The 11989-nt window shown below is 62.8% G+C and carries 12 protein-coding genes; 9 read left to right on the top strand and 3 right to left on the bottom strand.

All coding sequences use genetic code 11. The features are described from left to right. Window position 1 precedes the first annotated feature (1 nt). The 5 genes from R4P70_RS20295 to nagB are packed head-to-tail and all read left to right on the top strand — an operon-like array spanning window position 2 to window position 4296. On the top strand, window positions 2–931 hold the full coding sequence (locus tag R4P70_RS20295) for an ROK family protein (protein ID WP_317831386.1): 930 nt from the start codon (window positions 2–4) through the stop codon (window positions 929–931). After that, the gene (locus tag R4P70_RS20300) at window positions 928–1635 is read left to right on the top strand and encodes an N-acetylmannosamine-6-phosphate 2-epimerase (protein ID WP_047889266.1); all 708 of its coding nucleotides are present in this window, start codon (window positions 928–930) and stop codon (window positions 1633–1635) included. Before R4P70_RS20295 ends, R4P70_RS20300 begins: the two co-directional genes overlap by 4 nt. Then, the gene (locus R4P70_RS20305) at window positions 1632–2324 is read left to right on the top strand and encodes an SGNH/GDSL hydrolase family protein (protein ID WP_046377970.1); all 693 of its coding nucleotides are present in this window, start codon (window positions 1632–1634) and stop codon (window positions 2322–2324) included. The genes R4P70_RS20300 and R4P70_RS20305 overlap by 4 nt, the downstream gene beginning before the upstream one ends. Continuing rightward, window positions 2321–3505 (top strand): N-acetylglucosamine-6-phosphate deacetylase, encoded by a 1185-nt coding sequence (locus tag R4P70_RS20310; RefSeq protein ID WP_097387844.1) that lies wholly within the window; start codon window positions 2321–2323, stop codon window positions 3503–3505. Before R4P70_RS20305 ends, R4P70_RS20310 begins: the two co-directional genes overlap by 4 nt. Window positions 3506–3516: 11 nt before the next feature. After that, window positions 3517–4296: a glucosamine-6-phosphate deaminase gene (gene nagB / locus R4P70_RS20315; protein WP_020968501.1), complete on the top strand. Its 780-nt coding sequence runs from the start codon at window positions 3517–3519 to the stop codon at window positions 4294–4296. Between the two features lie 9 nt (window positions 4297–4305). Here the strand turns inward: nagB and R4P70_RS20320 are convergent, their stop codons facing one another. From R4P70_RS20320 to R4P70_RS20330, 3 genes are all read right to left on the bottom strand, one after another. Continuing rightward, complete coding sequence (locus R4P70_RS20320) at window positions 4306–5937, bottom strand: long-chain-fatty-acid--CoA ligase (protein WP_113682152.1); 1632 nt, start codon at window positions 5935–5937, stop codon at window positions 4306–4308. A 61-nt stretch (window positions 5938–5998) separates the two neighbouring features. Further along, window positions 5999–7120: an acyl-CoA dehydrogenase family protein gene (locus R4P70_RS20325; protein WP_020968503.1), complete on the bottom strand. Its 1122-nt coding sequence runs from the start codon at window positions 7118–7120 to the stop codon at window positions 5999–6001. A gap of 12 nt (window positions 7121–7132) precedes the next feature. Beyond that, window positions 7133–8314, bottom strand: coding sequence for an acyl-CoA dehydrogenase family protein (locus R4P70_RS20330; RefSeq protein ID WP_003945878.1), 1182 nt, complete (start codon window positions 8312–8314; stop codon window positions 7133–7135). A gap of 265 nt (window positions 8315–8579) precedes the next feature. On the opposite strand from R4P70_RS20330, the gene R4P70_RS20335 reads away from it, so the two are divergent. From R4P70_RS20335 to R4P70_RS20350, 4 genes are all read left to right on the top strand, one after another. Further along, complete coding sequence (locus R4P70_RS20335) at window positions 8580–8771, top strand: ferredoxin (RefSeq protein ID WP_007734330.1); 192 nt, start codon at window positions 8580–8582, stop codon at window positions 8769–8771. Between the two features lie 109 nt (window positions 8772–8880). Continuing rightward, a complete protein-coding gene (locus R4P70_RS20340; protein WP_007734334.1) occupies window positions 8881–9798 on the top strand; it encodes a 3-oxoacyl-ACP reductase in 918 nt (305 codons plus the stop codon). A 502-nt stretch (window positions 9799–10300) separates the two neighbouring features. Further along, the gene (locus R4P70_RS20345; protein WP_003945687.1) at window positions 10301–11065 is read left to right on the top strand and encodes an MlaE family ABC transporter permease; all 765 of its coding nucleotides are present in this window, start codon (window positions 10301–10303) and stop codon (window positions 11063–11065) included. 64 nt (window positions 11066–11129) lie between these two features. Then, entirely contained in the window at window positions 11130–11981 is an 852-nt protein-coding gene (locus R4P70_RS20350) for an MlaE family ABC transporter permease (RefSeq protein ID WP_003945759.1), read from the top strand. Window positions 11982–11989: the final 8 nt, after the last annotated feature.

Here is an 11989-nt window from a genome sequence, read left to right on the forward strand (position 1 = left end):
CATGACATCTGGGCAGAAGCGATGGATCGGCATCGACATCGGCGGCACCAAAGTGGCTGCCGCGATGGTGACGTCCGACGGATACGTGATCGACACCGTTCGTGCGGCAACACCGACGGCCGGTAGGGAGGCTGTTCTCGAGACCGCCACCGCGTTGGTCGACCGTTTGAGGGCGGATCACCCGGTAGCCGGAATCGGAGTCGGTGCACCGGGAATCATCGATCTGGTGCGTGGCCGCGTCGTCTTCGCCTCCGACATTCTGTCCGGATGGAGTGGCGCCGAGGTTCGCGGGGAACTCGAGGCGCACTCGGGTCTACCGGTGACGGTGGACAACGACGTGCGCGCGATGGCCCACGGCGAGAACATGATCGGCGCCGGTCGCGGTCGAAGCTCTGCACTGTTCGTCTCGATCGGTACTGGAATCGGTGGCGCGTTGACCGTGGGCGGACAGCTGTATCACGGCGCCCACGGAACAGCCGGCGAGCTCGCGCATCTGCTGGTTCCGGTCTCCGGGGCGATAGGTTGCGGTTGCGGTAGAACCGATCACCTCGAGGCAGTCGCCTCTGGCCCGGCGATGGAGGCCGAGTACGCAGCGCGGGCGGGTGTGCCCACTCAACCGTTGCAGAAGGTGGTGGCACTCATGCGCTCCGGCGACCCGATCGCCCGTGCCGTGGTCACCGACGCCGGTACTCTGCTCGGCCGAGTCCTGGCCGGCGTCGCCACCGCATTCGATCCCGAGGTGATCGTCATCGGCGGCGGCGCAGCCCAGATCGGAGCCGACCTCTTGTCGCCGCTGACGTCCGCTTTCCGGGTGGAAGCGATGGGTCCCATTGCCGAAACCGCCATTCTTCCTGCCCGTTTGGGCACCGATGCGCCGCTCGTCGGAGCTGCGCTCCTGGCCGCCGCAACACGAATCGAGGTAACACCGTGACTGTCGAAGAACTGCTCACCATCATCAGCGGGAAGCTGATCGTGTCCTGTCAGGCCGGACACGGCCATGCCTTGCGCGACACCGGGACCATCGAGAGGATGGCCCGCGCCGCGGTCGACGGCGGTGCAGTGGCGATCCGCTGCGGCGGTGTGGGCGGAACCCCGGATGTCGCCGCAGTCGTGTCGGCAGTGAAGGTACCGGTGATCGGTTTGACGAAGATCGGCTCGGAGGGCGTGTTCATCACGCCGACAAGGGAATCAGCCCTCGAAGTCGTGGATTCGGGTGCGCAGATCGTGGCTGCCGACGCCACCCTGCGACCTCGTCCGGACGGGCTGACCTTTGCCGACACCGTCGACGCGGTCCATGATCGCGGCGGCCTCGTCATGGCTGATTGTGGAACACTCGAGGACGGCATCGCTGCCGCCGCGGCGGGCGCCGACATCATCTCCAGCACACTGGCGGGATATACCGAGAACAGCCGACGCCTGGCCGGCCCGGATCTGGAGCTGATCTCGGAACTGCGGCAGGCACTTCCAGATGTAGTCCTCATCGCCGAGGGGCGATACCACAGCCCGGAGGATGCGGCACGCGCCATCGCCCTGGGTGCAGACTCGGTGGTTGTCGGAACCGCAATCACGGATCCGGCGTTCATCACGTCGAAATTTGCAGCCGCAGTATCGGGCGCCGAAGGGCAGAGGGTGTGACCCCGACGTCGAAGGCTTTGAAGTCCAAGACTGCTGAACGGATTCGACTGGAGACTTTGCTCGTAGACTCGTCGACGCCGATCCGGTGGGTCTTCACCGGCGACAGCATCACTCAGGGATTGACGCACACCGACGGTCATCGAAGTTACGTCGAACACTGCGCCGAGCGCGTCCGTGGTGAACTTTCCTTGTTCAACCACGTCCTTGTCAACACCGGGGTGAGCGGCAATCGATCCTCCGATGTGCGTGCAGGTTTCGCACACCGCATCGAAGTGTTCGAACCCTCGGTGGTGTTGATCATGCTCGGTACGAATGACGCATTGAATGGCGAAGAAGGACTGGAGCGGTTTCGAGACGACCTCTCGGACATGATTTTCCGGACGCGAGCGATCGGTGCGGTGCCGATCCTGCAGACGCCGCCACCGATCGACGTCGAGAATGCGCCCACCAGAGCGGGATTGGTTCAGTACGTCGAGGTCGTGCGGCAGGTTGCCGCCTCGACGCGTGCGGTGTTCGTCGACCACTACGCGCAGTGGACGGCCGATTCTCCCGAGGGTCCACCGCCGGCTCTCCTGGCTGACGCGTTCCATCCGAACGAACAAGGGCACTACGTGCTCGCGGACGCCGTGCTCCGTGAGTTGTCGATCGCGGATGCCGAAGTTCCCGTTGTACCGCAGGTGATGTCGTGACACTTCGTGGACAAATTCTGCGTGGACAATTGGTGACCGGTGGTCGATTGCTCTCGGACGGGGTTGTCGAGATCTCGGGTGATCGTGTGGTGTGGGCCGGACCCGCGTCGCAGCGAACCGACCCGTTACCCGAACGGGCAGCTGCGGGAACAACGATCATTCCGGGTTTGGTCGACGTTCACTGCCACGGCGCCGGCGGATTCGGTTTCCCCGAGGCAGACGAGTTCGGATCCACCGTGGCTGCCGATCACCATCGGACGAACGGCACGACCTCGGTGATCGGCTCGCTCGTCTCCGCGCCGCCGCAGATCCTGCGCAGTCGCATCGAGCTCCTGGCAGGACTGGTGGACGAGGGCACGCTGGTCGGAATTCACCTGGAAGGTCCATTCCTTTCGGTACTTCGTTGTGGCGCCCAGGATCCCGACAGCATTCTCGACGGCGACCCGGCTCTGCTCGAGTCGCTGCTCGAAGCCGGCCGTGGGCGCATTCGCTCGATGACGATCGCTCCGGAGACAGCACACTTCGACGAACTTGCCTCATTGCTGGAGCGTCACGGTGCCGTCGTGAGTATCGGACACACCGATGCGTCCAACCCGATTGCGACACGTTCGATCGCACACTCGGCGCATGCACCGCTCAGTGCCACTCACCTGTTCAACGGTATGGCGCCGATGCATCACCGTGCTCCCGGCGCAGTGGCGGCATGTCTTGCCGCGGCTGCGAAAGGACAGATGGTGGTCGAGTTGGTCGGGGACGGAGTACATCTGGCCGACGAGACGGTAGCGACGGTGTTCGATCTTGTCGGTCCGCATCAGATCGCGTTGGTCTCCGACGCGATGGCTGCCGCCGGAATGCCCGACGGCCGTTACCCGCTCGGGCCTCTCGACGTCGACGTGGTCGGTGGCGTGGCGCGATTGGCCGGCCAGGGGGAAACGGCCATTGCCGGCGGGACGAGTCGGTTGATGGACATAGTCCGCCGGGCTGTCAATCACGCCGGCGTCGATCTGCTTTCGGCTGTCATCGCAGCGACGGCAACGCCTGCTTCGCTGATGGGGCTGGCCGGAATGGTCGGCGATCTCGTGCCGGGTTGCCGCGCCGATCTGATCGTCACCGGTCCAGAACTCGAAACCCGCGCCGTCATGGCCGCTGGGAACTGGCTCATGAACTACACCGAAAGCTGAGGAATCAACCGATGGAAATTGTCATTGTCGACAGTGCGGATGCGGCCGGCACCGTTGTTGCCGACATCTTCGAACACGCGGTGCATTCAGGTTCAAGGACTTTGGGCCTGGCGACGGGGTCTTCACCGCTCTCTGTCTACCGCGAACTCGCGCGCCGTCACCGCGAGGACGGGTTGAGTTTTGCCGGCGTGCAGGCGTTCCTGTTGGACGAATACGTCGGCCTGCCGGAAGGCCACCCGGAGTCGTATGCCCAGGTGATCCGCACCGAGTTGGTGAATCACCTGGACCTGGACGCGGCAAGGGTATTCAGCCCCGACGGCACCGCGCCGGATCCATTTGCCGCCGCGGCAGCCTACGACCGGGCGATTGCGTCGAATGGTCCGGTGGACGTACAACTTCTGGGCATCGGCGGCAACGGTCACATCGGTTTCAACGAACCGACGTCCTCGCTGAATTCGAGGACCCGGGTCAAGACGCTGACGGAACAGACTCGAACCGACAACGCCCGATTCTTCGAGAGTCCGGACGAGGTACCACGGCATGTGATCACCCAGGGCCTCGGAACTATCTGCGAAGCAAATCATCTGGTGATGATCGCGACCGGCGAGCACAAGGCCGCTGCGATTGCCGCTGCCGTCGAGGGGCCTCTGGCCGCGGTGTGCCCGGCATCGGTTCTCCAACTGCATCCACACGCGACGGTGGTGATCGACGATGCAGCGGCATCACAGCTTCGGCTCACCGAGTTCTACAAAACGGTGTCTGCGCACAAACCGCTTGCTCAGCACTACTGAGATATCGGGCTAGACGGGCTCTCGCGTCTTCTCGAGGCCGAGTGCCATTTCGGGAGTGAGTAATTGGAAGTCGGATTCTCCGCGCCGGCGGATCCACACCGGATCGGATGTGTTCCATCGTTCGGCGCTCTGCGTTCGAGTGACCACCTTGAACGTCGCCGTTCTCGGGAACTCACTGCACACGCGGATCAAGGTCGGTTTCTGCTTCGGCCCGAGTTCCGGCCGGGAATCGATGTATTCGGCTACGGCTGCCGGGTCGAAGTTGTCGACGTCGCCGACCGGAATCACCGACGCCATGACGCGGTCGCCGACATCGCTGTCGGGGACTGCGTACACGGACACCTGCGCGAAGCCCGGGTAACCGACGAGCGAGCGTTCGATGGGTGCGGCGCCGATGTTCTCGCCGTCCACTCGTAGCCAACCGGAACTGCGTCCCGCGAAGTAGACGTAGCCGTCGACATCGGTGTACGCCAGATCGCCGCTCCAGTACTGGCCGTTGCGCATTCGCTCGGCGTCGGCTTCCGGGTTCTTGTAGTACCCGGCGAATGTGCCTGGGCCGGTGACGTTGACCAGTTCACCGGTTGCCTCGTCGGCATTGGTGATCCGGCCGTCAGCGTCGAAGACTGCAGGCGGGCATGGGGCTCCGGTCTCGGGATCGAGGATCTTGACCCCGTCCGGGAGAAGTCCGAGGGCGCCGGTCCGCGGCACCGGCGCCGCGGAAATCGAAATGCCGCCCTCGGTGGAACCGAACCCGTCGATGACGCGGGCATCGAAGCGCCGGACGAAGGTGGCGACGGCGGGCGCCGAACCCTCGTTGCCGTACATGATCTTCAAGGTGTTCTCCCGCTCGTTCGGCACCTCGGGGGTGGAAGCGATGAAGGACAACGGCTTTCCGACGTAGTTGGAGTACGTGATTCCGTACTTGTGAACGTCGGGCAGAAAGCCCGAAGCGGAGAACTTGCGGCGCATGGCAATTCCCGCACGAGCGTGCAGCGCGACCGTCCACGCCGCCATCATGGCGTTGGAATGGAACATGGGCATCGCCATGTAGACGACGTCGTCGGCGCCGAGCCCGAAACGATCGGCAAGCATGACTCCGGGAGAGGCCAACTTGTGGTGCGTGCACCGAACCGCTTTGGGATCACCGCTTGTACCGGAAGTGAAAATGAGCATCAACAGATCGTCGGGCTGCGCCGTCGACGCGTAGGTCGGCGTATCGGCGAAGGGCGCCAACAATTGCGTCCAGGCCGGAGAATCCACGTTGATCACCCGGACGTCACCGAGATCGACGTCGTCGAGTAGATGTGCCTGGTTGTTCTCGGTGAAGATGACCTGGCAGTCGGAGAGTTGGATGTCTCGCGCCAATGCCGGGCCGCGCCTGGTCGTGTTCAGTCCGGCAGCAACCGAACCCGAGAACGATGCTGCGCCGAGCAGTAGTGAGAATTCGGGGACGTTCTCCATCAGAAGACCGAAATGCCGGGGGCGCGTTCGATCGAGCAGCGTGTCCAGCAGCGCTGCTCGATCGAACGAGCCTTGAATGTGCTCGCGCCAGGTGATGACCTGGTCCTCGAAACGGATACCGCGGTCGTCGATCTCGCTGACTCCGAGGAGTAGATCGGAAACAGTGGGGCTCTGACTCATAGCTGCATCATCATCGATTCGTCTCGGACCAGGTCATGGATTTCCACTCGGTGGGACGCACTCAGGCAGGAACTGCGGCAAGTTCCTTACCCAGTGCGCGAAGCTGATCTGTTGCGTTGCCGAGCAGGAACTCGTGATGCTTGGCCGCGAGGAAGTAGCGGTGAACCGGATGGTCCTCGTCCAGACCAACACCGCCGTGAACGTGAACAGCGGTGTGCCCGACGCGGTGTCCCGCATCTGCAGCCCAGAACTTGGCCGTCTGCACGGCCCCGTCGGACGGAAGTCCTTCGCTCAGACGCCACGCTGCGGCCCAGAGAGTCAGGCGAACGCCCTTGACGTCGATGTATCCGTCGGCGAGGCGCTGGGCCACGGCCTGGAAACTACCGATCGGACGGCCGAACTGCACACGCTCGGTGGCGTATTCGGCGGTCAGCTTCAGCGCTTGATCGAGCACCCCGTACTGGTAGGCGCTGGAACCGAGCTGAATTCGTTCGACGATCCACGCCGCGATGTCGGATCCTTGGGCAACCGAGCCGAGAACACGATCGGCCGGGATCTGCACCGAATCGAACTCGACCAGGGCCGCACTCGAGAAATCCGTGGTCGATTGCCTGGTAATGCTCACGCCCGCGTCCGACGGTTCGACGAGGAAGACCGCGACACCGTCCTCGGTGATGGCGGGGACGAGGAACAGATCTGCGAGCGGAGCACTGTCGACGGTGATCTTTGCTCCGTCGATGCGCCAACCATCGGCGGTCTTCTCGGCACGCGTGATCGGGTGTGCCGGGTCGTCGTTGTATTCCTCGGCGAGGGCCGCGGTGAGTATCTTCTCACCGGCAGCGGCAGCGCTTGCCCAGTCGTCGCGCTGCTTGTCCGAGCCGAATTCGGCTATCGCTGCGGCGGACCCGACGATGGACGTCAGGAACGGAACAGCTGCGACGCCGCGGCCGAGTTCGGCCAGGATGCTGCACTGCTCGAGGACACCGAATCCGTCGCCGCCCACCGATTCCGGAAGGGCCGCGCCGAGAACGCCGGCCGAAGCCAGAGCGTTCCACAAGAGGGCGTCGAAACGGTCTTCGGCGGCGTCGAGTTCACGAAGGCGGTCGTTGGTGACCAGTTCGGTGACGACGGATCGTGTCAGTCCGGACAGGTCCTGCTGGGCCTCGGTAAGGGTGAATTCCATGATCGTTGGTCCTTATCGCTTCGATGCGGGAAGCCGCAGAGCTGTCATGCCGATGATGTCGCGTTGCACTTCGTTGGTACCGCCGCCGAACGTCAGGATCAGCGAAGAACGATGCATGCGTTCGATGCGTCCGCGTAGAAGAGCGCCGGGGGAGTTCTGCCTGATCGTGGCGGAGGATCCGAGGATCTCCATCAGCAAGCGGTAAGCCTCGGTGGCGAATTCGGTACCGAACACCTTGTTGGCCGACGCCGCTTCGGGACCTGGAGCGTGATCGGTTGCGGAGGCGATTTCCCAGTTCATCAACTTCAGGTACTCGGCCTTGGCATGCACGCGAGCCAGATTGATCTGCACCCATTCCTGGTCGATCATGCGTCGGCCGTCGGGCAGCTTGGTGTTCTGTGCCCACTCGCGGACCTCACGCTGCGCGGTCAGAATCGGTCCGGCCGAGGTGAGGGCAACACGCTCGTGGTTGAGCTGATTGGTGATCAGTGCCCAGCCGCCGTGTTCCTGGCCGACTATCGACGACGCCGGGACCCGTACGTCCTGGTAGTAAGTGGCGCTGGTGTCGGGGCCGGCCATGGTGTGAACCGGGGTGTAGGAGAAGCCTTCTGCGGTGGTCGGGACGATCAGCATGCTGATTCCCTTGTGCTTCTTGGCTTCCGGATCGGTGCGGCACGCCAACCACACGTAATCGGCGTACTGGATCAGGCTCGTCCACATCTTCTGCCCGTTGATGACGTAATCGTCACCGTCACGGACGGCCGACGTGCGCAGAGACGCCAGGTCGGTGCCGGCCTCGGGCTCGGAGTAGCCGATCGCGAAGTGGAGCTCACCGCGGGAGATCTTGGGCAGGAAGAAGGCCTTCTGCTCGTCCGTACCGAAATGCATGATTGTCGGCGCTACGGAATTGATCGTCAGGAACGGCACGGGCGCACCGGCAATGGCAGCTTCGTCGGTGAAGATCAGCTGGTCCATCGCGGAGCGTTCCTGTCCGCCGTACTCTTTCGGCCAACCCAGCGTGAGCCAGCCGTCCTGGCCCATCTGCGCGACGACTTCGCGGTACACATTGCCTTCGCCGTACTCACCCGTCGTGGCAGCGAGTGCTTCACGCCGCTCGGGAGTCATCAGTTGTGCGAAGTAGGCACGCAACTCCTCCTGGAGCTGTTGCTGCTCAGGGGTGTAGGTGATGTGCATGGTTACCTCTCCATAGAGATACGAATCAAAGCGCCAACCATTCGATTGACACAGGTTCTATCGATGCGTACATCGGCGACAAGGGACGCTCTCGCCGTCTCCGGCGGATCGTTCGACGTCCGTTCTCGGTACTTTTTCGAATCATTGCACACGACTGAAACAGGTTCTAGTGTTATCGCCAGGAACGGTGTGCGGCACAGCCCTGCGGCACTCGTTTCGTATCCGTGTTCGCGCCAGTAGTAGTGAGTAGAGAAGAGGAATCGCCATGGAGGTCAGGGTTGATCTGGACCGTTGCGAGGCAAACGGTGTGTGTGTAGGGATCGCACCCGATATTTTCGACCTCGACGACAACGAGGAGCTCGTGATCAGTTCCGTGCGTCCGCCGGAGGATCGCTGGGAAGATGTCCGTTCCGCGATCGCTCAGTGCCCGCGTGCGGCGCTGACCGAACATCCGTGACGATGGTTGCCCAAAACAAGAACACGTTCTAAAGTTGCGAACTCGTGGGTCACGGCAATCGAGCCGGGTAACTCGACACACGACCGCAGAGAACCGGGAGAGCGCTTCGATGAATGCTGTGAACAGCCCAGAAACCAGTCTCGAAGGCAAGGTCGCCATCGTGACCGGTGCCGGATCGGGGCTCGGAAAGTTCGAGGCCATCGGTCTGGCGAAGGCCGGTGCGTCGTTGGTCGTCAACGATCTGGCCCCGAACGAGGCCGTCGAAGCAACGCTCGAGGAGATCCGCGGTCTCGGCGCCAAAGTCGAATTCGTGGCAGGCAACGTCGGTGAGCGTTCTACCGCCGACGCACTGATGGAAGCAGCGCAGGGGCAGTTCGGCAGTGTCGATATTGTCGTCAACAATGCCGGCGTCGTGCGCGACCGGATGCTGTTCAACATGTCCGACGAAGACTGGGATCTGGTACTCGAAGTTCATCTTCGCGGCCATTTCCTCCTGTGCCGCAACGCCGCTGCCTACTGGCGGGCGAAATCCAAGGAAGCCGGGGCGCCGGTGTACGGGCGCATCGTCAACACTTCTTCGGAGGCGGGCCTTCTCGGACCGGAAGGGCAGCCCAACTACGGCGCTGCAAAAGCCGGAATCACGGCGCTGACGTTGTCGGCCGCACGTGGGCTCTCGCGCTACGGCGTTCGGGCCAACGCGATCTGCCCGCGGGCACGGACGTCGATGACCGAAGGTGTGTTCGGCGACGCGCCGGCGGACGGCATCGATCCACTCTCGCCCGAGCATGTGGCGTCGCTCGTCTCGTATCTGGCGTCACCGGCGGCCGACGCCGTCAACGGTCAGGTATTCGTGGTGTACGGACCGATGGTTGCGCTGATGGCGGCGCCCGTCGTCGAGCAGCGGTTCGACGCAGAGGGAGATTCCTGGTCGCCGGAAACGCTGTCCGCGGTGATGGGTGACTACTTCGCCGACCGTGACCCGGCAAAGATGTTCTCGGCATCGGCGGCCCTGCGCGCGTTGGGCTGATCGACGGGGCTGATTCTCGGGTGCGCGACACGTAGAACCGTTGTTCACACTTAGACGGTCTACGTGTCCACTTCCTGGTAGAAATAGCGTGTTCACGAGTCGGTGGGCGCGGCACTCTGCCTGCGTTCTACAACGAGACCAACGGTCTCGAAAAAACTAGACTGTGTTCCAATTTTGCATTCCTGTGAACGATGCGATATTCGATCGACGTGCCCGGTCAAGGCTGGCACGGCAGCAGGGTCTCGATCCGGCGCCGATAAGCGCAGATCATTCAAAAGTATTAATTTCCAGGATATTTCGGCGAAAATCCCACCGAATAGGGATGCTTCCCATGGTCCGAACCTTCGGGTTTCGGATCGGCGCCGTGAGGCTACTTCTTAGAGTTGGACACTTGTTTTTGACAGGTGAACACGTTCTAGTTAATATGACCTGAGTCACAAGCTGTCGGGGGCTGGACTATGAGAACAGACAGTACTGCGGCAACCAAGGACGAGGAGGGCGAATGGTAGACCTCGTCGAGGTGCCATTACGAGCGGTCGGTGGCTTCTTTCAGATGTCCGCCCAAACCTTGAGGGCAGTCTTCTCCCGCCCCTTCCAGCGTCAAGAGTTCATCGATCAGGCCTGGTTCGTGGCGCGAGTCTCGATGGTGCCGACGGTGCTGGTCGCAATCCCGTTCACGGTGCTGGTCAGTTTCACCATCAACATTCTCTTGCGCGAGATCGGTGCAGCCGACCTCAGTGGTGCCGGAGCTGCGCTCGGTACCGTCACACAGGTCGGCCCCATCGTCACCGTGCTGATCGTCGCCGGCGCCGGCGCAACCGCCATCTGCGCGGACCTCTCGGCCAGAACCATTCGCGAAGAGATCGACGCCATGAAGGTGCTCGGTATCAATCCGATCCACCGGTTGGTCGTTCCCCGGGTGCTCGCGTCGACGGGAGTGGCGCTGCTCCTCAACGGACTGGTCTGCACCATCGGCATCCTCGGCGGTTTCGTCTTTTCTGTGTTCATCCAGGACGTGAATCCCGGCGCCTTCGTCAACGGCATCACACTGCTCACCGGATTCGGTGAGCTCATGCTCTCCATGGTCAAAGCAGGACTGTTCGGCATGATCGCCGGCCTGGTTGCGGCCTACCTCGGACTCAACGTCAAGGGCGGCGCCAAGAGCGTCGGTGACGCGGTCAACCAGACCGTCGTGTTCGCGTTCATGGCGCTCTTCGTCGTCAACGTGCTCATCACGACCATCGGTATCAAGTTGACGGCCGGATGAGGCACACGGCAGTCGGAGAGATCGAAGTGGACAGAACGACGAACGACGGACGGGAGGAGATCTGATGGCGTTGGCCGCAGCGGGACGCTTCCCGCGCACACGTCGACAGATCGGCTCGATCTCTCGCAGTATCGACAGCATCGGTGATCAAGCGCTGTTCTTCGCGAAGGCTCTCGGTCACGCTCCCAAGGCGCTGATGCGTTATCCGCGTGAAACTCTGCGACTGATCGCCGAGATCAGCATGGGCACCGGTGCTCTCGCCGTCATCGGTGGCACCGTCGTGATCGTCGGATTCCTGACGCTGTTCACCGGTGGCACCATCGCCGTTCAGGGCTACAGCTCGCTGGGCAACATCGGTGTCGAAGCACTGACGGGCTTCTTCGCCGCCTTCATCAACGTTCGCATCGCAGCGCCGGTCATCGCCGGAATCGGCCTCGCCGCGACCATCGGCGCCGGCTCCACCGCGCAGCTCGGTGCGATGCGCGTCTCCGAAGAGATCGACGCCCTGGAGACGATGGCGATCCCGTCGATTCCGTATCTGGTCAGCACCCGCGTCATGGCCGGCATGATCGCGATCATCCCGCTGTACTCCCTGGCGGTGATCGCGTCGTTCGTCGCCAGCCGCTTTGCGACGGTGTTCCTCTACAACCAGTCCGGCGGCGTGTACGACCACTACTTCACGACCTTCCTGATACCCACGGACATACTGTGGTCGTTCGCCCAGGCGATAGTCATGGCGCTGGCCGTCATGCTCATCCACACCTACTACGGCTTCAACGCAACCGGTGGCCCGGTCGGCGTCGGTGTCGCGGTGGGTAACGCAGTGCGCGCCTCGTTGATCGCGGTCGTCACGGTCACCCTGCTCATCTCACTCGCCATCTACGGCGGGTCCGGCAACTTCAACCTGTCGGGATAGGCGGGCAA

Origin of the sequence: Rhodococcus sp. IEGM 1241 (assembly GCF_033142365.1) — a bacterium.
Taxonomy (GTDB): domain Bacteria; phylum Actinomycetota; class Actinomycetes; order Mycobacteriales; family Mycobacteriaceae; genus Rhodococcus_F; species Rhodococcus_F erythropolis.

Excerpts from the sequence above, each read along its gene's own strand:
- nagB (WP_020968501.1), top strand. The coding sequence starts at position 3,517 with ATGGAAATTGTCATTGTCGACAGTGCGGATGCGGCCGGCACCGTTGTT.
- R4P70_RS20330 (WP_003945878.1), bottom strand. The coding sequence starts at position 8,314 with ATGCACATCACCTACACCCCTGAGCAGCAACAGCTCCAGGAGGAGTTG.
- R4P70_RS20320 (WP_113682152.1), bottom strand. The coding sequence starts at position 5,937 with ATGAGTCAGAGCCCCACTGTTTCCGATCTACTCCTCGGAGTCAGCGAG.
- R4P70_RS20345 (WP_003945687.1), top strand. The coding sequence starts at position 10,301 with ATGGTAGACCTCGTCGAGGTGCCATTACGAGCGGTCGGTGGCTTCTTT.
- R4P70_RS20340 (WP_007734334.1), top strand. The coding sequence starts at position 8,881 with ATGAATGCTGTGAACAGCCCAGAAACCAGTCTCGAAGGCAAGGTCGCC.
- R4P70_RS20295 (WP_317831386.1), top strand. The coding sequence starts at position 2 with ATGACATCTGGGCAGAAGCGATGGATCGGCATCGACATCGGCGGCACC.
- R4P70_RS20350 (WP_003945759.1), top strand. The coding sequence starts at position 11,130 with ATGGCGTTGGCCGCAGCGGGACGCTTCCCGCGCACACGTCGACAGATC.
- R4P70_RS20335 (WP_007734330.1), top strand. The coding sequence starts at position 8,580 with ATGGAGGTCAGGGTTGATCTGGACCGTTGCGAGGCAAACGGTGTGTGT.
- R4P70_RS20325 (WP_020968503.1), bottom strand. The coding sequence starts at position 7,120 with ATGGAATTCACCCTTACCGAGGCCCAGCAGGACCTGTCCGGACTGACA.